This window comes from Microbispora triticiradicis, from assembly GCF_005864065.1.
In the GTDB taxonomy this organism is placed as follows: domain Bacteria; phylum Actinomycetota; class Actinomycetes; order Streptosporangiales; family Streptosporangiaceae; genus Microbispora; species Microbispora triticiradicis.
Genome location: NZ_VANP01000019.1, coordinates 57546 through 80421, shown reverse-complemented (window position 1 = coordinate 80421; position 22876 = coordinate 57546). Strand labels below are relative to the sequence as shown.

General features: G+C 73.6%; 20 protein-coding genes. 7 read left to right on the top strand and 13 right to left on the bottom strand.

From position 1 onward, the window contains the following. Position 1: 1 nt before the first annotated feature. The 5 genes from FED44_RS32230 to FED44_RS32210 form a co-directional block, all read right to left on the bottom strand. Positions 2–394, bottom strand: coding sequence for an ester cyclase (locus tag FED44_RS32230; RefSeq protein ID WP_165900607.1), 393 nt, complete (start codon positions 392–394; stop codon positions 2–4). 78 nt (positions 395–472) lie between these two features. Continuing rightward, positions 473–889: an adenosylmethionine decarboxylase gene (speD, locus tag FED44_RS32225; RefSeq protein WP_111699992.1), complete on the bottom strand. Its 417-nt coding sequence runs from the start codon at positions 887–889 to the stop codon at positions 473–475. A 64-nt stretch (positions 890–953) separates the two neighbouring features. Continuing rightward, the gene (locus FED44_RS32220) at positions 954–1682 is read right to left on the bottom strand and encodes a 2OG-Fe dioxygenase family protein (protein ID WP_111699991.1); all 729 of its coding nucleotides are present in this window, start codon (positions 1680–1682) and stop codon (positions 954–956) included. Positions 1683–1744: 62 nt separating this feature from the next. Continuing rightward, positions 1745–3187, bottom strand: coding sequence for a glutamine synthetase family protein (locus FED44_RS32215; RefSeq protein WP_111699990.1), 1443 nt, complete (start codon positions 3185–3187; stop codon positions 1745–1747). A 284-nt stretch (positions 3188–3471) separates the two neighbouring features. Further along, entirely contained in the window at positions 3472–4764 is a 1293-nt protein-coding gene (locus FED44_RS32210; RefSeq protein ID WP_111699989.1) for an endo-1,4-beta-xylanase, read from the bottom strand. 195 nt (positions 4765–4959) lie between these two features. Here FED44_RS32210 and FED44_RS32205 point away from each other — a divergent pair, with 195 nt between their 5' ends. Further along, the gene (locus FED44_RS32205; RefSeq protein ID WP_138463027.1) at positions 4960–7173 is read left to right on the top strand and encodes an NACHT domain-containing protein; all 2214 of its coding nucleotides are present in this window, start codon (positions 4960–4962) and stop codon (positions 7171–7173) included. On the opposite strand, the gene FED44_RS32200 is transcribed toward FED44_RS32205, so the two are convergent. From FED44_RS32200 to FED44_RS32190, 3 genes are all read right to left on the bottom strand, one after another. Beyond that, positions 7174–7806, bottom strand: a complete 633-nt coding sequence (locus FED44_RS32200; protein ID WP_138463026.1) for a maleylpyruvate isomerase family mycothiol-dependent enzyme — start codon at positions 7804–7806, stop codon at positions 7174–7176. It abuts the gene before it with no gap. A 69-nt stretch (positions 7807–7875) separates the two neighbouring features. Next, positions 7876–9198, bottom strand: coding sequence for an RNA polymerase sigma factor (locus FED44_RS32195; RefSeq protein WP_138463025.1), 1323 nt, complete (start codon positions 9196–9198; stop codon positions 7876–7878). A gap of 13 nt (positions 9199–9211) precedes the next feature. Beyond that, a complete protein-coding gene (locus FED44_RS32190; protein ID WP_111699986.1) occupies positions 9212–9535 on the bottom strand; it encodes a YciI family protein in 324 nt (107 codons plus the stop codon). A 147-nt stretch (positions 9536–9682) separates the two neighbouring features. Between FED44_RS32190 and FED44_RS32185 the strand changes: the two genes are divergently transcribed. Continuing rightward, entirely contained in the window at positions 9683–10438 is a 756-nt protein-coding gene (locus FED44_RS32185) for a sporulation protein (protein WP_138463024.1), read from the top strand. 22 nt (positions 10439–10460) lie between these two features. Here FED44_RS32185 and FED44_RS32180 read toward each other — a convergent pair whose 3' ends face one another. From FED44_RS32180 to FED44_RS32170, 3 genes are all read right to left on the bottom strand, one after another. Beyond that, positions 10461–11666, bottom strand: coding sequence for a cation diffusion facilitator family transporter (locus tag FED44_RS32180; RefSeq protein WP_138463023.1), 1206 nt, complete (start codon positions 11664–11666; stop codon positions 10461–10463). Positions 11667–11789: 123 nt separating this feature from the next. Beyond that, entirely contained in the window at positions 11790–15320 is a 3531-nt protein-coding gene (locus FED44_RS32175; protein WP_167521652.1) for a BTAD domain-containing putative transcriptional regulator, read from the bottom strand. Beyond that, positions 15320–15985, bottom strand: coding sequence for a hypothetical protein (locus tag FED44_RS32170; RefSeq protein WP_138463021.1), 666 nt, complete (start codon positions 15983–15985; stop codon positions 15320–15322). Before FED44_RS32170 ends, FED44_RS32175 begins: the two co-directional genes overlap by 1 nt. 146 nt (positions 15986–16131) lie before the next feature. Here FED44_RS32170 and FED44_RS32165 point away from each other — a divergent pair, with 146 nt between their 5' ends. Next, positions 16132–17508, top strand: a complete 1377-nt coding sequence (locus tag FED44_RS32165) for an FAD-binding oxidoreductase (protein ID WP_138463020.1) — start codon at positions 16132–16134, stop codon at positions 17506–17508. A 124-nt stretch (positions 17509–17632) separates the two neighbouring features. After that, positions 17633–18151, top strand: coding sequence for a Pycsar system effector family protein (locus tag FED44_RS32160; protein WP_133306185.1), 519 nt, complete (start codon positions 17633–17635; stop codon positions 18149–18151). Here the strand turns inward: FED44_RS32160 and FED44_RS32155 are convergent. Further along, the gene (locus FED44_RS32155) at positions 18142–18657 is read right to left on the bottom strand and encodes a helix-turn-helix domain-containing protein (protein ID WP_138463019.1); all 516 of its coding nucleotides are present in this window, start codon (positions 18655–18657) and stop codon (positions 18142–18144) included. The two genes, FED44_RS32160 and FED44_RS32155, sit on opposite strands and share 10 nt — an antisense overlap. Before the next feature lie 182 nt (positions 18658–18839). Here FED44_RS32155 and FED44_RS36795 point away from each other — a divergent pair, with 182 nt between their 5' ends. The 3 genes from FED44_RS36795 (at position 18840) to FED44_RS38265 (ending at position 22328) form a co-directional block, all read left to right on the top strand. Beyond that, entirely contained in the window at positions 18840–19544 is a 705-nt protein-coding gene (locus tag FED44_RS36795) for a hypothetical protein (RefSeq protein ID WP_187406057.1), read from the top strand. An 85-nt stretch (positions 19545–19629) separates the two neighbouring features. Further along, positions 19630–19902, top strand: coding sequence for a hypothetical protein (locus FED44_RS32145; RefSeq protein ID WP_167521645.1), 273 nt, complete (start codon positions 19630–19632; stop codon positions 19900–19902). A gap of 152 nt (positions 19903–20054) precedes the next feature. Next, positions 20055–22328: a S8 family serine peptidase gene (locus FED44_RS38265; protein WP_138463018.1), complete on the top strand. Its 2274-nt coding sequence runs from the start codon at positions 20055–20057 to the stop codon at positions 22326–22328. Between the two features lie 159 nt (positions 22329–22487). Here FED44_RS38265 and FED44_RS32135 read toward each other — a convergent pair whose 3' ends face one another. Then, positions 22488–22784, bottom strand: a complete 297-nt coding sequence (locus tag FED44_RS32135; protein ID WP_244302451.1) for a DUF1876 domain-containing protein — start codon at positions 22782–22784, stop codon at positions 22488–22490. Between the last annotated feature and the right edge of the window lie 92 nt (positions 22785–22876).

Sequence of the window (22876 nt, the reverse complement as noted above, 5' to 3'; positions counted from 1 at the left end):
CTCAGTCCGTGATCTGCTGCATCATGCCGAACATGTCCTCGTTGTGCCACCACTCGGCGAGGTGTTCGCCGTCGAACCGCATGATGTCGATGCCGGTGAGCGACACCTTGCGGCCGGTCCCGGGGATCCCGGACAGCACCCCCAGGTGGGTGCCGCAGGAGACGTACCGGGCCACCAGCCTGTCGCCCTCCACGATCACGTCCTCGATCAGGAACCGGTAGTCGGGAAAGGCCTGGTGCCAGTCCAGGGCCATGGCGATGTGGCCCTCCTTGGTGTTCGGGAAGGCGTCGATCGGCCGGTGGTCGACGAAATGCTCCGCGAGTGCCCGGCCGCCCGCGGGGTCTCCGCGGTTCCAGAGCTCGCCGATCCAGATCTCCTCATATACGTGCCGCATAAGGCTGCGCTGTGCCGACGATACGGAACTGGGCATCAGAGAGCACACCTCTCGAAATACGTCCGGGAGTCCCGGGGTCTATTTAAGAAGGTCGAGTGATTCGAAGATCTCACCTTGCAGTCCGCCCTTCCCGCGCTCGAACCTGCGGGTGACCATTTCCGTGGGCCGGAAACCCGCGTCGAGGACGGGAAGCGCCTTGTCGGGCTGGGCGGAACCGCACATGAAGATGTCGATGGCGGCGAACCGGTATTCCGGCCAGCTGTGGATGCTGATGTGCGATTCGGCCAGTACGGCGACCCCGGTCACCCCTTCGCCACGGTCGAAGTGGTGCACGTAGACGTAGAGCAGGGACGCGCCCGCGGCCGTCACGCATTCGCGGAGCACCTTCTCGACGTGCTCGGGGTCGTCGAGTCTGCTGGCGCCGATCAGGTCGGCCAGGATGTGGATGCCGGCGGCTTCGTCTGAGGAAAGCGGACCCGCCGAGGCGTGCGACATCAGGGACTCTCCTTGAGGAGTTCACGGTCGTTTCACCGGCATGCCGGTGTGGAGGAGTGCCGGGTCACAGGGGGTTCAGCGAGAATCCGCAGACGTCCCGGACCGCCAGGTCGTCCCCCTCGGCCACGGTCACCGGCGTCACGTCGTGCAGACAGCGTGGATCTTCGAAGACGACGGTGTCGCCCGGCGTCTCGAGCTCCAGCGTCCGGTAGACGCGGCCGTCGAGGTCGGCGAACATGCTGCACCCGCCCTCGACCGACCTCCGGTCGACGAGTGTGATCGAGGTGAACGCGTGCCCGTCGTGATGCATCCCCTCCGGGGCCGGATAGCCCGGCTGGCCGGGGCGGGCCAGGATGCGCATCAGGTGGACGCCGATCTCCCACTCCTTGGCCGCCGCCACCCGCTCGGGCGGCAGCACGGCGAGGACGTCCCACATGAGCCGGTGGAGGAAGGGGTTGGCGGCCGTGCGCTCGGCGAGCGGGGCGAATCTCCGCTCCATCCCGCCCGCGTACGGATTCAGGTCGACGCTCTGGAAGAACGGCCTGTCCTCGAGCCGCTCCACGCGGTGACCGGCGGTGTCCACCTTGAACAGGCTGAACCGGCGCTGCCGGAAGACGTAGTCGGTCTTGAGCCAGAGATCGTCGGGCAGATCCTCGAAGTCCTCGCAGAGCTCGTGCAGTCCTGCTCCCAGGCTTCCCCGGAACGCGGCGGCACGGCCGGGGAGAAGGATGACCGGATCGTCGACGAAACGATCGGGGGAGAGTGGGCCGAAGAGTTCGGTGCTCGTTGCCATCTGTCGTCCTCATTCGCTGTGGCGGGCCGCGGTTCCGGTGAGTCCCCTCGGGGACCCGCGAGTCATGGCACGTAGTCGAGGTAGGCGTCGAAGTCCCAGGAGGTGGTCGTCGCCAGGAAGCGCTCCCATTCGTCCTGCTTGTGGTCACGGAACACCGAGTAGAGGTCGCCGTGGAGCGCGGAGCGGACGAGCGCGTCGTCGTGGAGCGCGGCCAGCGCCTCGCCGAGGTTCATCGGCAGCCGGTCGGCTCGGGCGGCGTCCGACTCGTAGGTGTTCGCGGTGGTCGGCTCGCCCGCGGGCAGCTTGGAACGGAGGCCGTCGCCGACGGCGGCGAGCAGCCCGGCCGCCATCAGGTACGGATTCACCATCGAGTCGGCGGCCCGGTACTCGATCCGGTCCGGCGCGGACACCCGGAGAGCGCACGTCCGGTTCTGGTGTCCCCACCCACGGGTGAAGGGCGCCCACAGCCCGCTGTCCCACATGCGGCGGTAGGAGTTGACCGTGGACGCGGCGAGCGCGGTCAGGGCCGGGAGATGCGCGAGAACCCCGCCGATCGAGTGCAGCGCCTCCTCGCTAAGGCCGGCGCCGTCCGCGCGCGGGAAGAGGTTGCGGCCGCCTCGGCGATAGGCGGCGACGTTCCTCCCGACGGCGTCCGGAGCGTCGGCCATCGGAGCGTCCTCGCCACCGCTCCAGAGCGAGAAGTTGTGATGACAGCCGGACGCCGAGAGTCCCATGAAGGGCTTGGTCATGAAACACGCGACGAGATCGAACTCGCGGGCCACCTGCCGGCAGATCTGGCGGTAGGTGATCAGCCTGTCCGCGTTGCGGAGCGGCTCGTCGAAGGCGAAGTTGAGCTCCAGCTGCCCCGGCGCGTCCTCGTGGTCACCCTGGATCATGTCCAGGCCCATCTCCCGCGCGTACCGCAGCACCCTGAGCATCACGTCGCGCAGTTCCTCGAACTGGTCGATGTGGTAGCAGTAGGGCTTCGAGGCCCCCACCAGTTCCGCACCCTCGCGGCGCAGCCACATCATCTCCGGCTCGGTCCCGATCCGCAGTTCGAGCCCGTGCCGGTCCGCGAAGCCGGCCGTCATCCGGGCCAGGTTGCCCCGGCAGTCGGACGTCAGCGGGGCGCCCGGCTCGTGCTCCTCCTCCCGGTTGCGGAAGAGCCTGGCGAAGACCCTCGCCACCCGGCCGTCCCAGGGGAGCCGCGCGAAGGTGTCGGGTTCGGGGACGGCGACCAGTTCCGAGGCCTCCGGACCGTAACCGAGATAGCGTCCGGTCCGGCCGGCCGAGACGTTCGCGGTCGAGCCGTAGACGAGTTGCACTCCGCGCTCGGCCACCCGCTCCCAGTGCGCGGCCGGCATGCCTTTGCCGACCACTCTGCCCGTCACCGTCACGTACTGCACATAGATGTATTCGATTTCGAAAGTGTCGATGAGTTTGCGGGCGTGGGCGACGTCGTCCGCCCGGCCCTGCCTGTTCAGGAAATCGTCGATTCCCGTCATCGCCTTTCCTTCCGAGGCGTGGGGTTTCCCGCTCCGGCGAGTGACGTGGACATGGTCCGGCTGGAGATTTGCGCCTCCGGGGGGGAACGGTGGTTGTCAGCGACAGTAAATATCCAAAGTCGGGACACGAATCCGCGTCAAGGAGTTCGCCATTGCAGCTTCCTGCGGCGGGCCTTTTCGCCGTGTGTTCCGGCGGCGCCGCAGGCATTAGTCATCCGGACGGCGGAGCGCCGCCCCCCGCGGGCGGGGAGCGGCGCTCAGGGTCACAGGATGCACGGGAGACGTCAGATCTCCGCTCCCACGGCGGCCTCGCCCGGCTCGTCCAGGGAGAACACGGCCGTCCGCCCGCCGGCCGACACCTCGTACTCGCCGAGGAAGCCGGTGAAGCGCACCCGGCCGTCGTCGTCGGTCACCATCGTCGTGGGCGGCAGCCACCACTCGCCCTTGACGAGCGAGCGCAGCGCCTCGTACGACGGCTTGGGCGTGCCGTCGACCCGGACGAAGCCGCCCGGCGCGCCGAGCCAGCCGCCGTCCGACAGCCCCCAGTAGGTCATCGCCTCGACCGACGGGTGCGACAGCAGCGTCTTGTAGTGGCGCACGACCTCGTCGGCCTGGCGGGCCTCCCCCTCGGGGGTCGTCGGCCACTCGGGGATCTGGTAGTCGTTCAGGTCGACGATCTCCTCGGGCATGATGTGGCCGGAGACGATCGTCGTCTCGGTGAAGTGGATGGGCAGGCCGTACCGCGCGAAGCGGTCGATGGTCGCGAGCGTCTTCTCCTCGCCCCAGTAGCCCTGGTGCATGTGGCTCTGCAGGCCGAGCACGTCGATCTCGACGCCCGCCTCCAGCACGCCCTCGATCAGGCACTCGTACGCCGCGGACATGTCGAAGTCGTTGAGCAGGAGCGTGGCGCGCGGGTTGGCCTCGCGGGCCGCGTCGAAGACCATCCGGACCAACGGGATGCGGCCCATCTCCCGGCAGATCCGGGTGATGCCGTTGTCGTACTTGTCGAAGATCGGCATGATCACGACCTCGTTGACGACGTCCCACATGTCGATCACGCCGGCGAACTCGGTCACCTCGCGCCGGATGCGGTCCGCCTGCGCCTTGGCGATCTCCGCGTTCGGCAGGTCCATCAGCCAGTCGGCCGTCTCGGTGTGCCAGGCCAGCGGGTGCCCCTTCACCACGCACCCCCGGTCGGCGAACCACCGCGCGGCGGTGAGTGTCCGCTCGGTGTCCGGACGGCCGCGTTCGGGCTCGAACCACCCCCAGTAGAAGGGCAGCGTGGCGAAGTTGAAGACGTCGAGCCACAGGTCGGCGACTGCCTGGGAGCCGGTGGCGGGCGGCTGGTCCGGCGCGGGGGCCTCGCCGTTCGCCAGCGGGATGAAGTCGCCGCCGATGCAGCCGAAGAGGAACCTGTGCCGCCGCTGCGCGACGACCACCTCCTGACCGGCCAGCGGCGCGCCCTGCGCGGTCACGGTGAGCGTGGCGTCCGCGGTGCGGTGCTTCCTGATCAACGGGTCGGGGTCGAAGGCGGAGGGGTCGAAGCCGGAGGGGTCGAAGGCGGGGCGCGACGACATGGGCGGCCTCCAGGGAGTGCGCGGGGCGGAGGACCCTCTCCGAGAGCCTCCACGCTCCCGCCGGAGGGGTCTCATGATCCAGATCACAGTATCGCCTGTCTCCGGAAAGGCCCAGGCTGTCTGAAAGGTGCAGACAACAGTCGGAATGCGCATTGCGCTATCGCCAGAAAGTTCACCCGCTGTCACGATGAGCGCATGAGAGTCCCGGCCGGGTGGCGGCGTGCCGCCCTTCCCTCCGCGGGGCTGGTCGCCGTCGGCGGCCTCGGCTACGGCCTGACGAAACTCTCCGACTCCGACGCCGCGGCCAACTGGGCCCAGCTCGCGAGCGTGGCCCTCGCCGTGTTCGCCCTGGTCCCGCCCTTGATCAGCAGTTGGAGGCAGCGGCAGCCGGGCGGGACGAGCACGATCGAGCAGATCGACCGCGCCGAGCGGACGCTGCGGGTGCTGGTGCGGGAGCAGTGGCGCGAGGAGATCGTCATGCGCGAGCTCGACCAGCCCGCCCGGCTGCCCGTCCGCTGGAAGATCTCCGGTCTCGACGTGATGGACCAGGACGAGCGGATCGACGGGGCGCGGCTGCTGCGCTCCTGGTTCGGCCTCGGCAGGGTGCGGTTCGACGGGCGCACCGACCGGATGCCCGAGATGGCCGGACGGTTCCGCAAGCTCGCGCGGCGCCGGCTCGTGATCATCGGCGAGGTCGGCATGGGCAAGACCACGCTGGCCGTCCTGCTGCTCAGCGAACTGCTGAAGGAGCACCGGGAGGGCGACCCGGTGCCCGTGCTGCTGTCGATGTCCGGGTGGGACCCGTGGGACGAGCCCGTCCACCGCTGGCTGGCCAGGCGGCTGCGGGAGAACTACCCGGCGCTGCGCGCGTCCGGCTTCGGCCCCGACGCGGCGCGCGGCCTCGTGACGTACCGCCGGATCCTGCCCGTCCTCGACGGCCTCGACGAACTGCCGCGCCCGGTGCGTTCCAAGGTGGTCGACGCCCTGAACGACGCCTCGGCCGTAGAGGCGCTCATCCTCACCTGCCGTACGTCGGAGTACCTGGCCGCCGTGAACGGGGGCGGTGGCGCGCCGCTGGCCGGCGCGGCCGTCATCGAGCCCAGGCCGGTGAAGAGCGCCGATGTCATCTCCTATCTCCTCGACCGGCTCGCGCCCGGCCAGCGAGCCGGCTGGGCGGAGCTGCTGGCCGCGCTGAAGAGCGAGCCGGACGGCCCGCTGGCCGAGGCGCTGTCCACGCCGCTGGTCGTGTGGCTGCTCTACAAGGTCTACATCGAGACCCGCGCCAACCCGGCGCCGCTGTGCGACTCCGGACGCTTCGACACGGCGGACGCCGTCACCGAGCACCTGCTCGACAACCTCGTCCAGGCGACGTTCTCGGCCGCCCCGCCGGACGACGACCCCGACGAGCGGCACGAACACGACCATCCGTTCCGCCCGCAGCGGTCGTGGGACCCGGAGGAGGCCCGCGGCCTGCTGGCCTTCGTCGCGCACCACATGTCCGAGACCGGCAGCAGGGACTTCCGCTGGTGGCACCTCCACCGGTCGGTGCCGCGGCGTATGAGCATCCTGATCGGCGGCGTGTCCGTCGGCCTGACGGTCGGGACGACCGTGGGACTGGTCAGCGACGCCGTCGTGGCGCTGCGCAGCCCGCATGCGGGCAGCCTGCGCGACGCCCTGCTGTTCGGCCTCGCCGGTGGACCGGTGGGCGGCCTCGTGGGCGGGCTGACCGGCGGGATCATCCTGGAGCGCCTCAAGGGCTACTCGCTGGAGCCGGCGTACGCCAACCTGCGCTGGCGGGGCAACGTCACCGGCCTCGCCGGGCAGCTTGCGCTCGGGCTGGTGACGGTGCTCCCGGTCGGCATGGTCGCGGCGTTCGCCCTGTGGCGGGTCGCGGGCATGTCCTCCGAGGTCGGCGGCCTGGTCCTCTACGGGCTCGTCGTGGGAGCCATCGGCGGCGTCACCCTCGGGCTGAACAAGTGGGTGACGACCCCCCTGACGAACGACCGGCCGCAGGGCCCGGTGACCACGCTCCGGCGGGACCTCCGGCTCGTGTACGGCAGGTCCCTCACGTTCGGCACGGCGCTCGGCCTCGCCTTCGGCGTCGCCGGCACGCTCGTGGACGGGTTCTCCGGGCTGCTGCGCGGGGCCGAGGCCGGGATCGCCTTCGGCCTCGCCGGCGGCGTGGTGTTCACGCTGACCTTCGGGTTCACCGGCGCCAGCTCGACCTACCTGGTGGCCGTCGCCATGCTCCGCGCCCGGCGCCGCGTCCCGCTCCGGCTGATGACCCTCCTGGAGGACGCCCATCGGGTCGGCCTGCTCCGCCAGGTGGGGCCGGTGTACCGGTTCCGGCACGAGAGGCTCCAGGACCGCCTCGCCCACCTGCACCGTCACCCCGGCGAGAACCGGTGATCACACCGCTCGGCGGGTGAAACGGGCGCTGGGCTCGCCGCGCAGCCGTCCTTCCGGCAGCCTGCGGCCGGACAGCACCAGGACCAGGTCCTGCGCCGCGCCGGTGAGCGGGACGCCCGACCCGAACGACCAGTCCACGTCGTCGGCCCGCAGTTCGATCCCGTCGAGATCGACGCCGAAGTAACGGCGGGCCCTCGGCGACAGCGCGCCGTCGAGCAGCACGCGCAGCCGTTCGCCGGGAACCCGCCGGTCGATCCCCAGAGCCACCGTGATGTCCATCCCGTGGATCACGTCGTGCGACAGCGCGCCCTCGAAGCCGCCGCCCGGGGGCCGCCACGGGTGCTCGGCGTTGTCCCGCAGGCACGCGGTCAGCTCCTCCGCGGTCAGCGACGCCGTGTCGCGGCGGGCGAGCCGGTCGGCCAGCCGGTCGAAGTTCCCCCGGGCCGCGACCAGGCCGGCCAGCACACGCGGCCCCGAGTGGCGGTAGGGCAGGGTCAGGTGCGCCACCACCTCCCGGACCCGCCAGCCCGCGCATAGCGACGGCGCGTCCCACGCCCGCGGCGGCAGCCCGCTCAGCAGGTCCGCCAGCTCGCGGCGCTCGGCCGCGATCAGCCGCCGTATGTCCGTTCCCATTTGTCCGCCGTCCTTCCGGTCGTCCACCTGTACGTCCTGCCGACGAACGGGAACGGCCCGGACGGACACCTACTCCAGGGCAGCGAGGCGGCGGGCGAGATGGCGGCGTTCCGCGCCGGTCGGGGCCAGGCCCATCGCCTCCCGGTAGGCGTCGCCCGCCTCGGCCGTACGGCCCAGGCGGCGCAGCAGGTCGGCCCGGGCGGCGGGCAGCAGGTGGTAACCGGCCAGCGCCTCCGACTCCCGCAACGCGTCGAGCACCGCCAGACCGGCGGCGGGACCGGCCGCCATCCCCACCGCCACCGCCCGGTTGAGCTCCACGACGGGGGACGGGACCAGGCCCGCGAGCCGCGCGTACAGGACGGAGATCTGGGCCCAGTCGGTGTCCTCCGGGCGGGCGGCGGTGGCGTGACAGGCGGCGATGGCGGCCTGCACCTGGTAGGGGCCGGGACGGCCCCGCCGCAGCGCGCCGTCCAGGAGGGCGACGCCCTCGTCGATCCGTGCTGCGTCCCACAAGGTGCGGTCCTGCTCCTCCAGGACCACCAGGTCGCCGGCCCCGTCCAGGCGGGCGGCGCGGCGGGCGTGGTGCAGCAGCATGAGCGCGAGCAGGCCCGCCGCCTCCGGCTCGTCCGGCATCAGCCGCACCAGCACCCGGGCCAGCCGGATCGCCTCGGCGGCGAGGTCCGGCCGCATCAGGCCGGCGCCGGACGTCGCCGAGTAGCCCTCGTTGAACAGCAGGTACAGCACGGCGAGCACCGCCGGGAGGCGCTCGGGCAGCAGATGCGCCGGCGGCACCCGGTAGGGGATCGCCGCGTGCCGGATCTTCTGCTTGGCCCGGGCCAGGCGCTTGGCCATCGCCTGCTCCCCGACCAGGAACGCGTGGGCGATCTCGGCGGTGGTGAGCCCGGCGAGGGTCCGCAGGGTCAGCGCCACCCGGGCCTCCGGCGCGAGCGCCGGGTGGCAGCAGGTGAAGATCAGCCGCAGCCGGTCGTCGGGCACGTCCGGCTCGTCGCCGGGCTCCGGTCCGTACGGCACGCCGTCCTCCCGCATCGCGCCCGCGACCTCCCGCAGTTTGGCGGCGCCGGCCGCCTCGCGGCGCAGCAGGTCCACGGCCCGGTTGCGCGCGGCGGTGGTCAGCCACGCCCCGGGCCGGCGCGGCACGCCGTCGCGCCGCCAGGCGCGCAGGGCCAGGGCGAACGCGTCCTGCACGCACTCCTCGGCCAGGTCCCAGTCGCCGGTCCGGCGGATGAGCGTCGCCACGAGCTGCCCCCACTCCTCCCGGAACGCCTCGGCGACGGCGGCCTCGACCGGGGACGGCGCGGCGCCGGCCGCCGTGGCTCCGGGTGGGGTGGTTCCAGGCGGTGCGGTCCGGGGCGGGGTGGCTCTCGGTCTCATCTCGGGGAACGCCTCACGGCGACACGAGCGGGCGGATCTCGATCGTCCCGTACGCCGCGGCGGGGTGGGCGGCGGCGACCTCGATCGCCTCGTCGAGGTCGGCGCACTCGATCAGGCAGAACCCGCCGATCTGCTCCTTGGTCTCGGCGAACGGCCCGTCCGACAGCAGCACCTCGCCGCCGCGCACCCGCAGCGTGGTGGCGTCGTCCGGCGGGCGCAGCCCCGCCCCTCCCCGGAGCACGCCGCGCTCCAGCATCGTCTCCGACCACCCGCCGCAGCCGTCGGCGGCGTGTTCCGCCGCCGACTCGTCGCCGCAGATCAGCAGCACGTACTTCATCCGTCCTCCTCGGGCCGTCGTCCCATCCTGACCGTACGACGAACGGGACGGCCCGGAACGGACACCGCCGGCGGGAACCCGGCGGGGGAACGGGTCGTTCCGAGCGGTGTACGCGAACGAAGGGAGTGATCGGTGTTCCGTAAGCTGATGGCAGCGCTGGGATCCGGGGTCGAGGTCGACACGGTGCTGCGTGACCCGCACGTGCGCCCGGGGGAGACCCTGTACGGCGAGGTCCGTTTCCGGGGTGGTTCCTCCGACCACAAGGTGGAGGGGATCACCGTCGACTTCACCGCCGTGGTGGAGGTCGAGCGCGGCGACGAGGAACACCACGTCACGTACAGCTTCCTGCGGGCGCCGGTGTCCGGGCCGTTCGACCTGCGGGCGGGAGAGGCGCGCACGCTGCCCTTCGCGATCCCGGTGCCCTGGGAGACGCCGGTCAGCGCGATCGGCGGGCGTCCGCTGCCCGGCATGCGTCTCGGCGTGGCCACCGAGCTCGCGCTCGCGGGCGCGCTCGACAAGGGCGACCTCGACCCGCTGCACGTCGCCCCGTTGCCCGCGCAGGACCACCTGCTGGGGGCGCTCATGCGCATGGGCTTCCACTTCAAGCGGGCCGACCTGGAACGCGGGACGATCCGGGGCTCGTCCATGCCGTTCTACCAGGAGATCGAGTATCACGCGGGCTCCGAGTGGCGGCGCCACTTCAGCGAGCTCGAGCTGACCTTCATCGCCGGGCCGCACTCGATGGACGTGATCCTGGAGGCCGACAAGAGGGGCGGCTTCCTCACCTCGAGTCACGACGTCTACAACCGGTTCCGGGTCGGGTACGGCGACCATCCGGGCGCGGTGGAGCAGGCGCTGCGCGACGGCCTGGCGTCCATGGCCCGCCACCGCGGCTGGTTCTGACCCTTCGGCCGCCTCCGGCGGGTCAGCCGGGCCGGCCTGCCGGGTGGTGGTCGTGACGGCGATCCTGCCGGTGGTCGCGCCGGTTCTCGTGCCGGTGGGTCCGGCGGTGGTCCTGGGGGTGATCCCGGCGCTGGTCCTGCCGCTGGTCCCGCCGCTGATCCTGGTGGTGGCCGTCGAGGACGGCGTGGTGGTCCACGCCGTCACCGGGCAGCGGATCGGGGTGCACGATCGCGGCGGTCAGCCGGGGCACGGCGTGGATCAGGTTGTGCTCCGCCTCGACCGCGACCCGGTGGGCCTCCACCACGGTCGCCCCCGCGTCGACGATCACCTCGCACTCGGCCCTCAGCCGGTGCCCGATCCAGCGCAGCCGCACCTGGCCGGTGCCCAGCACGCCCGGCGTGCCACGGAGGGTCGCCTCGGCGAGGTCCACGAGAGCGGGGTCGACGGCGTCCATCAGCCGCCGGTACACCTCCCGCGCGGCCTGCCGCAGGACCGTCAGGATCGCGACCGTGATGAGCAGTCCCACGGCGGGGTCGGCCCAGGTCCAGCCGAGCGCGGCCCCGCCCGCCCCGGCCAGCACGGCCAGCGAGGTGAGACCGTCGGTGCGGGCGTGCAGGCCGTCGGCGACGAGCGCCGCCGAGCCGATCTCCCGGCCGACCCGGATGCGGTGACGTGCGACCAGTTCGTTGCCGGCGAAGCCCACCAGGGCCGCCGCCGCTACGGCCCCGAGGTGGGTGACCTCCCGCGGCTCCAGGAGCCGGACGATCGCGGCGTACGCCGCGGCGGCCGAGGAGGCGGCGATCGTCAGGACGATGGCCACGCCCGCGAGATCCTCCGCCCGCCCGTAGCCGTACGTGTAGCGGCGGGTCGGCGGACGGCGGCCGAGCAGGAACGCGATCCCGAGCGGCACCGCGGTCAGGGCGTCGGCCGCGTTGTGCAGCGTGTCGCCGAGCAGCGCCACCGACCCCGACAGCACCACGACCACCGCCTGGACCAGCGTCGTCGCCCCCAGACCGGCCAGCGACACCCACAGCGCCCGCATGCCCCGGGCGGAGGACTCCATCGCCGGGTCGACCTTGTCCGCGGCCTCGTGCGAGTGCGGCCGCAGCAGGTGCGCGACCCGCCCCCGCAACCCGCCCCCACCGTGCCCGTGCCCATGCCCGTGCCCATGCCCATGCCCATGGCCGTGCTCGTGCCGGCGACCGGGACCGGCCTGTTCCTGGCTCATGGCACCACCATGCCTCGGAAAAGCCGTCGCAGCACCTCGACAACAGCGTGGCCGGCGCAGTTGCGAGCGTTCCGCAGCCGCACCCCGTCCGCGACGGGCGCCGAGCTGGAGAGTGAGCCGGGATCAGCCGCCCGAGATCTCCCGTACGAGGGCCTCGCTGCGGCGGACGAGATGGGGCAGGCCGAGCCGGCGATGGGCATCGCGCGCCGCCTCGGCGTGCGCCAGCGCGGCGGAGGTGTCGCCGGTCCGGTGCAGCAGCCCGGCGACCACGTCGTGGAGTGTTCCCCAGGCGACGCAGCCGGTGCCCATGATCACCAGCTCGTGGGCGATGGGCCGCAGCTCCGCGAGCATGGCGTGGGGGTCGGGACGGCCGAGCCGCGCGGCGACCAGACCCCACTGCCAGGCGACGAACTGCCACGTCCAGTCCTGTGGCGCCACGGTTCCCCAGCGGTCGATCAGCCGGTGGGCCAGGTCGTGGTCCCCCGCCTCGACCGCCGCGAGCACGGCCGTGGGGCGCGCGATCATGTTGGACTCGTCGGCCGCGGAGTCGACGAGCTCGGCGAGGAGGTCACCGCCCCGGCCCTGGCCCCATTCCACGAAGAACGAGTTGATCTGCTTCAGGACGTCCGGCCCCCAGAGGCTGGTGCGACGGTAGCTCCCGGTGCTGAGGTCGGCGAGGCGCTTCGCCTCCGCCCAGTCGCCCGCCAGCAACGCTCGCCCGGCCGCGGCGTACGAGACCTGTGTCTCGATCTCCGGCATCCGCACTTCGGCGGTGAGCCGCAGGCAGCGGGCCAGCTCCGCGTCGTAGTCGGCGAGCAGGCCCGCCTTCAGGAACCTGGGCATGCGGTGCAGGCGGGCGATGATCTCGGTGGCCCGGGGGAGGCCGGGAAGGCCCAGCATCTCCTCCGCCGCGCGGTAGCGTGCCTCCTCGTTCTCCGGCGTCCAGGCCGCGATGACGAAGTTGTTCAGCGTGCGCGCCAGCAACCGGGTGTCACCCGTACGGCGGGCCAGCTCCACGGCCTCCAGCGCGTGCCGGCGGCCCTCCCCGCGCCGCTCGCCGTAGTACAGCTCGACGGCGAGCGTGCCGAGCAGCTCCGCCCGGGTGGCGGCGGCGTCCGGATCCAGCCGGGAGAGCTGGTCCTCCAGCACGGTCACCATGCGCTCGTCCACGACGCCGTACGAGCGCCAGTTCCACAGCGTGACGCCGCCGAAGACCGTGGCCGCCTCGATGACCGCCGCGTCGTCGCCGAGGGCGGTGGCGAGCGTCACCGCCTCGTCGAGCGCGCTCCGCGCGCCGTCCACGTCGCCGGTCACCCGCCGGGCCCTGCCCAGGCCGATCAGCAGCGAGCACCGGGTGGCCGGGGGCCCGGCGCAGGCGTCGAGCGCCTGCTCCCAGTAGAGGACGGCCTCGTCGTAGGCGAGCCGCGCCGCCGCCTGCCCGGCCGCCTCCACGGCGTACGCGACCGCCTTGCCGGCGTACCCGACCCGGGCGGCCAGCGCGAAGTGGTGGGCCAGCGCGGGCAGCCGCGAGGCGGCCTCGCCCCACCGCAGGCTCTCGATCGCCTCGCCGACGCGGCCGTGCAGCTGGGCACGCTGCCTCCGGCTGAGCCCCGAGTACAGCGCCTCCTGGACCAGGGCGTGCGAGAAGCGGTAGTCCCAGCCGCCGTCCACCTCGACCAGCAGCCCGGTCGCGACGGCGGGTTCGAGCAGCATCATCACCCGGGACCCGCCGATGCCGGTCGCGGTCTCCAGCACGTCGGCGTCCACGTCCCGGCCGATGACGGCGGCGGCGCGCAGCAGGGTCTGGGAGTCCTCCGGCAGCCGCGACACCCGCTGGTTGATCACGTCGCGTACGCCGTCGGGCACGGCGGTCTCCAGCACGTCCGCCGCGCCGACCCGGCCGCCGGTGTGGGTGCTGGTCAGCAGGCGCAACAGCTCGCCGAGGAAGAACGGGTTCCCGCCGGTCCTGTCGTGCAGCGCGCGGGCGAGCTCGGGCCCGGACCCGTCCCGGCCCGCCTCCCGCAGGTAGTCGATGATCTGCTCGGGGGTGAACGGCGCGACGCTCATCCGCTCGGTGCCGCGCTGGCGGGTCAGCTCGCCGAGTGCCTCGGTCAGCGCCTGCCTGCCCGTCGCGGGCTCGGGCCGTACGGTCGCGAGCACCAGCAGCGGGAGGCGGTGCAGGTCGGCGCCGAGGAAGGTGAGCAGCTTCAGCGACGCCGCGTCGGCCCAGTGGAGGTCCTCCACCACGACCAGGACCGGCGTGGCGGCGGCCCGCCGCGCCAGCGCCCGCGCCACGGCGTCGTGCAGCAGGAACCGGGCGGTGTCTGGGTCGGCCGTGTCCGTCGGGTCGCCTGTCCGGTCGTCTGCCCTGGCGTCTGGCTGGTCGCCGTCCGACAGGCGGTGGGCGAGGCGGGCGAGGTCGCCGTCCGTCTCAAGGGCGTGCAGCGCCTGGATCCAGGGCCAGAACGCGGGAGCGCCGCTTCCCTCGACGCACCTGCTCCAGGCGACCACGGCTCCGCGTCCGGCCGCCATCGCCGCGGCGGCCTCCGCGAGGCGGGTCTTGCCGATGCCGGACTCCCCGCTGACCAGGAACACCCCGCCGACGCCCCGGCGCAGGTCGTCGAGCCGCTCGGCGATCCGCCGCAGGTACGGCTCCCGCCCCACGAGGCCCGGCGTTCCGGAGGCCTGCGCGGACGCGTCCGCGCTGTCCACGGCGTCCGGGGCGCCGGGCGCGGTGGCGTCCCTGTCCGGGGAGACCGGCGGGTCCGGCGCGAGCCCGGCGGGCCGCGCCGGCGCCGCGGCGGGTGGCCACGGGCCCGCCGGCGACTCGTCCTGGTGCAGGATGGCCTGCTCCAGCCGCCGCAGCTCCGGGCTCGGGTCGAGCCCCAGTTCGTCGTCGAGCAGCGCACGGCAGCGCTGGTAGGCCGCCAGCGCCTCGGCCTGGCGGCGTTCCCGGTACAGGGCACGCATGAGCAGCGCCCACAGGCCCTCGCGGTAGGGGTCCCGCTCCAGCAGGCGCTCGGCCTCGACCGTCACCTCGGCCGCCCGTCCCAGCGCGAGCCACGCCTCCGCCCGTACGGTCAGCGCGGAGAGGCGGGTCTCGGTCAGCCGGGAGATCGTGGACCGGGCGAACGGCTCGTCGGCGAGGTCGGCCAGCGGCTCGCCGCGCCACAGGGCCAGCGCGGGCCGGAGGATCCGGTCGGCCTCCTCGGGACGGCCGGCGGCGAGGGCGGCGTGCGCGGCCTCGGCGGCCCGGGTGAACCGCTCGGCGTCGATCTGGTCCGGCTGCAGGTCGAGCAGGTAGCCGGGCTCCCTAGTGCGCAGCACCTGGGCGGGCGAGCGCGGGCTGCGCAGGGGTTCGAGCGTCCTGCGCAGGTGCGAGATGTACGCCTGGAGCGTTCCCGTGGCGCTGGAGGGCGGCTCGTCGCTCCACAGCCGGTCGATGAGCTGGTCGAGCGGCACGACGTGGGGGGCGTTCAGCAACAGCAGCGCCAGCACGGCGCGTTGCTTGCGCGGGCCGAGGTCGAGGACCGTTCCGGCGGCGTCGGCGACCTCGACCGTGCCGAGAAGGCGGAAGTCCAGGGCGGAGTTCCGCCGGTCGGCCCGGGCCGGGCGAGGCGCCGGTAATCGCCCGCCGTCGATGCTTGTCCGCATCACAACTCCCGAACAAGCCATACGGCCCTAAGTCGGATTTCTGGCTCATCATACTCAGATGTCCGGTGATTCTCGCCAGCGAACGGGGGGCCGGTCCGCTCGGTGAAACCGGCGTCCTCCAGGAGGGCGCGCACCGCGGCGCCCCCGGTTCCGTTCCCGGTGCCGTCGCCGGGGATGGCGCCGGGGACGGCCTGGTAGACGACGGACCGGATCCCGTCCGCGCGCAGTTCCATGAGCAGGTCGTCGAGCAGGCGGTCGAGCAGGCGGCGGACGAGGCCCCCGCCGCATACGTGACCTCGCTCCGGCGGGGCGACGGTGAGGGCGCGCAACAGGGCCCACCGCCCGCCGCCCGCCGCGTCGCCCCCGCCGGACCGGGCGCGCGAGGGCTCCGCCGTCTCCAGCAGCGCGGCGGCCAGGGGCGCGGCGGCGGCCGGGTCGGCGAGGTCGGCCAGCACGTAGAGGCGGCAGCGGGCGGGCGGGACCTCCCGCAGGGCGAGCGGCAGCGCCGGGCCGAGGATCTCGGCGCCCGGCGCGCCCGCGTGCGCGGCCACCTCGCGCAGCAGCAGCGTGCTGGGCGGCGGACGGCCCTCCGGCTCGTCGGCGTACGGCTCGCCGGCGTACGGCTCGTGGGGACGCGGCGGCCGCTCGTTCGTTGGCGACGACATCGCCCCAGCGTGCGCGGGGTCTCTTGGACGTCTCTAGGAGTTCGCTTGGTCCGTCCCGCCGCCCGGCGGCGCGGGCGGCGCAAGAACATCCCAAGCGGTGGCTGCGACAACTGTGACCGTCAACCACAGCGACATCGAGGACGGACATGTACAGCACCATCGAGGACGCGCTCCGCGGGCAGGTCACCGGGCGGGTCCTGGTCCCGGGGCAGGACGGGTACGCCGAGGAGGCCGCGGGGTTCAACCTCGCCGTGCGGCACCGGCCCGCGGTGATCGTGGCGGCGGAGGGCGCCGCCGACGTGGCCGCGGCCGTACGGCTCGCCGCCGCGCACGGACTGCCGGTGGCGGTCCAGTCGACCGGCCACGGAGCCGTGCAGGCGGCCGACGGCGCGCTGCTGATCAGCACCCGCGCCATGCGGGAGATCGTGGTGGACGCCTCCGCCCGCACCGCCGTGATCGCGGCGGGCTGCACCTGGGGCGAGGTGATCGCCGCCGCCGCGCCGTACGGGCTGGCCCCGCTGTGCGGCTCGGCGACCGGCGTCGGCGTGGTGGGCTTCACGCTCGGCGGCGGCATCGGGCCGATCGCGCGGACCTTCGGCTTCGCCGCCGACCACGTGCGGGAGATCACCGTCGTGACCGGCGACGGCGTCGTCCGCACCGCCGGCCCCGGGAGCGAGCCCGACCTCTTCTGGGCGCTGCGCGGCGGCAAGGCCGGATTCGGCGTCGTCACCTCGATCACCGTGGACCTGCTGCCGCTCACCCACCTCTACGGCGGCGGCCTGTTCTACGCCGCCGAGGACGCCGGGCGGGTCCTGCACGCCTACCGCACCTGGGCCGGCACGCTGCCCGAGGCCACCACGACCTCGGTCGCGCTGCTGCGCCTGCCCCCGCTGCCCGAGCTGCCGCCGCAGCTCAGCGGCAGGTTCGTCGTCCACCTGCGGGTCGCGCACGTGGGGGAGGGGCAGGAGGCCGAGGACCTGATCGCGCCCATGCGGGCCGTGGCCGAGCCCGTGCTCCAGGCCGTCGGCCCCCTGCCGTACGCGGCGATCGACTCCATCCATCAGGACCCGGCCGGGCCGATGCCGGTCGCGGAGCGGGGGGTGCTCCTGCGGGAGCTGACCGCGGAGACCGTGGAGGCGCTGCTGGCGGCGGCCGGGCCGGCCGTGCCCGCGCCGCTCGCCGTCGTCGAGATCCGCCAGCTCGGCGGGGCGCTCGCCCGTGAGCCCAGGGAGCCGAACGCCGTGGGCGGGCGCGACGCCGCCTTCTCGCTGCTGGCCATCGGCGCGCCGGTGCCCGAGCTGATGGAGACCGCCGTCCCCGCCGCCGTACGGGCGGTGACGGAGGCCGCCGCGCCCTGGGCCACCGGCGGCACGCAGATCAACTTCCACGGCGGCGCGCTGGCGCCCGAGGAGCTCTCCCGGGCCTGGCCCGCGGAGACGCTGCGGCGGCTGGTGAAGCTGCGGGACGTCTACGACCCGGCGAATCTGTTCCGCTTCGGCCACGTCGTTCCTCGCGAGGGCTGAGCACGCGGGCACGGCTGAGCACGCGGGCCCGGCCGTCCGCCGGAGTTTCGCGAGAAGCCGCATCGATGCGGCCGTACGCCTCCTCGCCGGCTCTTCAATGGGAGAAACGACGGAGGGGATGCCGATGTACGGGCGCAGGAACCGGCTCACGCCGAACGAGGCGCTCCAGGTGGCGCTGACGGCTGTCGGCGCCTTCCAGGGCTACGTGCAGCACGCCGATTCCAAGGTGGCCACGGTGACCACCGTGCATCTCGGCGCGGCGGCGGTGGCGGCCACGCAGATCGGAGTGCTCGCCACTCTCCGGGCACCCGGCAGGCCGGCGCTGCTCGGCGTCGTCGCCGTGGCCCTTCTCGCGCTCTACGCGGCGGGGTTCTTCGTCGCGGGTTACCACCTCGTTCAGGGACTGCGGCCCAGGCTCGGCGGGCCGGCGGGCCCGAACAGGTTCGGCCTGGCGGGCGGCGAGCCCGGGCCGTCGCCGCGGGCGGACGCGACGCAGCAGGAACGGGAGGCCTGGCTGCTGGCGGGCAGGCTCGCCGAGCTGAGCCGCGACAAGCACCGCAGGGTGGGGCGGGCACTGGCGTGGACGGCGCTCATGCTCGCCGCCACCCTGCTGTGGCTGGCGCTCGGAGGTCTCTACGGCTGACCGGCGCCACCCGGCGGCGACGGATCCGGAACCCGCGTCGGCGCGGCTTCCAGCCGGACGGCCGGAGGCGCGGGCCGGCCAGGGCTCAGGCCGGCGAACTCAGTGAGGCCCGCCATGTCGCGGACGACCACGCCGCGATGGCGCTGCAGGACGAGACCTCGGGCGGACAGGTCGTGCCTCGCCTTCTGCACCGTGCGTTCCCTGATCCCGACCAGTTCCCCCAGCTCGGCCTGGGTGACGGGCAGACCGATGTCGACGCCCGCACGGTGGGGTCTTCCGTGCCGCACGGCCAGGTCGACCAGGATGCGGGCCAGGAAGACGTCGGCCTCGTATGCGTCGAGCAGCAGGTAGACCGCGCTGCCCGGGTCGCCCTCGCGGACGAGGACATGCCTGCCGGGGAACGTCACCGGAGAGCCGAGACGAAGGAGTTCGTCGCGCGCGGCCTCCGGGAGCCGGTCGAGGAACGATCCGGTCAACCACGGTCGTCGCTCGGTCCTCCGCGTCACCTCGGCACCTCCAAGCCGGAGTATGACCCGGCGAGGCTCTCCACGTCACCGGGTCCCGGCGGGGGCCGAACGCCAAGACGCCCTTAGCCAGTCATTACGCTCATAACGTTGTGAGACTGATCCGTAACGCGATGTAATCACATCGGCGATGGGCCGGACCTACTGGCTCCGAAGGAGTGACTATGACGTTCACAGCTATGCACCCCGCGTCCATGGCGACCACGATGGGCTACGGCTCCCAGCACCAGATCACGCCGCTGCAGCTCGCCCAGCAGATTCCGGGGCTGCAGCAGCAGGTGTCGCCCCTGGCGCTGATCCAGCAGGAGGAGCAGATCCTCCCCCAGGAGCACCTGGTGAGCCCGGTGACCTTCTGGACCAAGGTCGCCAGGCACAGCGTCCGCTACGGCGCGCACGCGGCCCGCCAGATGCTGGAGAGCGTGCTCTACCAGCAGCTGGTGCAGCAGCAGATTCAGGCCCAGCTCCAGCAGCAGCAGCAGGTGCAGCAGCAGATTCAGGCCCAGATCCAGCAGCAGCTTCAGCAGCAGATCCAGCAGCAGGCGCTGCCGCCTCAGGTGCTGCAGGCGCTGCAGGCCATCCAGGCCCAGGCCCTGCAGATCCCGCAGGCCGGCTACGCCCAGCCGTACGCGCAGGCGTACGGCACCCAGGCGTACTCCCAGCCCTACGCGGCCCAGGCGTACGCCCAGCAGCCCGGCCAGCAGATCCCGCAGCTCGGCGTCCAGTCGGTCCTGCCCCAGCACGTCCAGGCGGCGTACGGGCAGCAGGTCCCGCTGACGATGCAGTCGCTGAACCCGCTGAGCCAGGTGTACGGCCAGCTCCACCAGCAGGCCGCCCAGCAGGGCCCGGTGCCGGCCGGTGCCGGACTCTGAGCGGAGGAACACTGTGGAGTCGATGGGTCCCGGGACGGGTGTCCCCGGAATGGGTCCCGGCATGGGCCCCGGGATGGGCCCCGGGATGGGTTCGCCGACGCCCCCGGCCACGGGAGTGACGGCGGGGCAGCCGGCGCCGGCGGCGCAGTTGCAGGCGCACTGCGCCGTGACGCTCCAGCAGCTGTACGAATGGCTGCAGACGTCGATCCCGCAGGCGCCCCAGGTCGCGGGGGTCATCCCGCTGCTGGTGCAGGCGGTGCAGCTGTACCGGGCCGGGCGGTACGAGGCGTGCCTGGCGCAGATCCAGTACGCGCTCGGCGTCGTCGCCCCCGGACGGCCCATGGTTCCACTGCTGTGACGTGATCACCTCGGTGGCCCGGACCGGCCGGCGGCCGGTCCGGGCCCCCGCCGTCCCGAGACCGGCGAACCGTGATGACAGAGCCTGAACGGCCGGCCGCGCCGTGCGCGCGACCGGTGACACCAGTCTGAGCTGGGGAGAGTCGAGACGTTGTGACCACTAACGACAAGCCCAAGGACGCAATCGAGGAGCCGCGCCCGGCGACCCCACGGGGGCGGCAGGCGTCGCGCCAGGCGCCGCAGCCGGTGGAGTCCCGGCCGCGGCGCTACATGGTGGCGGCGCTGCCGCAGCCGCACCCGGCGGCGCCGGGAGCCGCCGGGCCGGCGTACGACGACGACACGGTGCGCAGGCTGCTGGAGGACGACCCCGAGGTGCGCGTGCTGCGCCGCGTACGGGGACGGGCGGCGGGGAACCCGGAGGCCGCGGTCCCGGGGTTCCCCGCCGTGGTCGTGGCGGAGACGACGCCGGAGCACGTCGAGGCGCTGCGCCGCCAGTATCCGCAGCTCCACTTCGAGCGCGACCGGCTGCTGACCTACAGCGAGGTGCCGCGGCCACCGCGCCGGCGGCGGCCCGCCCCGGTGGTGGCGCCGCCCGGCCTGGAGAGCACGTTCGCCGTCCTGGTCAGGGACGCGGACGGCACGCCGCTGCCGGGCGCGAGCGTCCTGGTGACCGGGCACGGCTGGCCGGGCCAGGCGGTCACGGGGGCCGACGGACGCGCCGTGGTGACGATGGCGGGAGAGACGCCCGACTCGATCACCGGGCTGACCGTCCGGCCGCGCTCGGGCTACTGGAGCGTGCACGTCGAGCGCCCGGCCCTGTCGACCACCCGGGACAACCTCGTCGAGCCGGTGCGCCTGGCCGAGACCTTCGGCGGCTTCCCGGACCGGCAGGTCTTCGGCTGGGGCCAGCAGGCGATGAACCTCGACCGGCTGCCCCCCACGCTGCGCGGCGCGGGGGTCAGGATCGCCATCGTCGACTCCGGGGCCGACGTCCGCCACCCGGACCTGCGCGAACGCGTACGCGCCGGGATCGACCTGGTCGACGCCGAGCCCGAGGGATGGAGGGCCGACGCGGCCTACCACGGCTCCCACTGCGCGGCCGTCATCTCGGGCGCGGACGACGGCCGGGGCATCGTGGGCTTCGCCGTCGAGGCCGAGGTGCACGCGTGCAAGATCTTCCCGGGCGGGCGGTTCAGCGACCTCGTCGAGGCACTCGACTACTGCGTCGAGCAACGCGTCGACGTGGTCAACCTGAGCCTCGCGAGCAGACACCACTCCCCGCTGGTGGCCGCCAAGATCGAGCAGGCCCGGGCGGCGGGGGTGGCGTGCGTGGTGGCCGCGGGCAACGACGGGGGACCGGTCGCCTTCCCCGGCACCCTGCCCGGCGTGCTGACCGTCGCCGCCGTCGGCAAGGCGGACGCGTTCCCGCCCGGCACCGCGCACGAGGCCGAGATCGACGGTCCCGTCACCGGTGACGGGTACTTCTCACCCCGCTTCACCTGCCGCGGACCCGAGATCGACGTCTGCGCTCCGGGCGTGGCCGTCCTGTCGGCCGTGCCGCCGGACGCGTACGCCGTCCTCGACGGCACCTCGATGGCCGCGCCGCACGTCGCCGGACTGGCGGCGCTCGTGCTCGCCCATCACGGCGACTTCCGCACCGCCTACGCCGGACGGGACGCGCGGCGGGTCGACCACCTCTTCCAGATCATCAAGTCGAGTTGCGTGCCGCTGAACCTCGGGGACCTCCACCGCACCGGCGCCGGGATGCCGAACGCGCTGCGCGCCCTCGCGCCCGCTCTCGCGCAGATCACCCCCGAACCGGCCGGGACGGACACGCTGCTGGGCCGGCTCGCCGCCGAGATGACGGAGGCCGGGCTGCTCGCGCCCGCCCCCGTGGGACAGGGCGGCCGGTCCGGGTATCCGGGTCATCCCGGGCAGGCCGGCTCGGGGGCGCAGCACGGCCTCGCGGGCCAGACGGCGTACGGCGCGGGCGTCACGACGAACGGGCCGTTGTCCGGTGGGTCCCTCCCGGGCGGGCTCGTCCCCGGCGGTCCCCGCACGGGCGCCAAGGGCGGCGGCTCCGGCCCGGATCCGCGGGAAGGGGCCGGCGGCGCCGGTTCCCCGGGCGGCAGGCGCGGCAGCGGGCCGTCCGCCACCCGGTCGTACGCCACCGGCTCGACGGGACCGGGCCGCGCGCAGGGCGCCCGCGGCGCGGCCGGCGAGGCGGCCCCGGCGGGGGACGTCACGACCGGCGGCGGGCCGCGGACGGCCAACGGCGCGCCTGCGATGGGCTCACCTGTGGGCTCACCGATGGGTCCGCCGATGGGCGCGGGGACGGGGGCGCCGATGGGCGCAGCGCCGTACGAGCAGGTCGCCCTGGCCTGGCTGGCCGAGGAGATGCGCGCCGCCGGGCTGATCGGTGGTTGATCGGGGGCTGACCGGTGGTTGCCCGTGGCTGACCTGTGACTGATCGATGAGTAGATCGGTGGCGACACCTGGCGGACCCCGGCCCGGCACGGGGCCGGGGCGCCACGGGTGAATCACCTCAGCAGGACCTCAGCAGGACCCAGCGGCGGGTACTCGGTATCAGTAGGACTCGTACGCGGGCCCGGCCAGCTGGGCCACGTCCTCGGCTCCGTCGCCGATCAGCTTCGACCCCAGGTCGGCCAGCGCGCGACCGGCCGCCAGCTCGTCGCCGATCTCCGGCACCGGCCTGTCGGCCGGGTTGCGGCGGGCCCGGCCGACGCTCTCATGCCGCCGCCCCGAAGGCGTGTAGAGCACGGCGGTCGCCGTGGTGATGTCGTCCTTGTCGTCCTCGTTCACGAAGATCTCGACGGTCCAGCGCTTCGACTCCATGCGGACCACCTCCCAGGAGTCCAGCATCCCTCCGTGCTGTACGGCCCCGGCACCCACCCCGCCATGAGGGCCGACGCGGCACGGCGCGGCCCGAAACGACGCCCCTGGGCGGTGGCGCC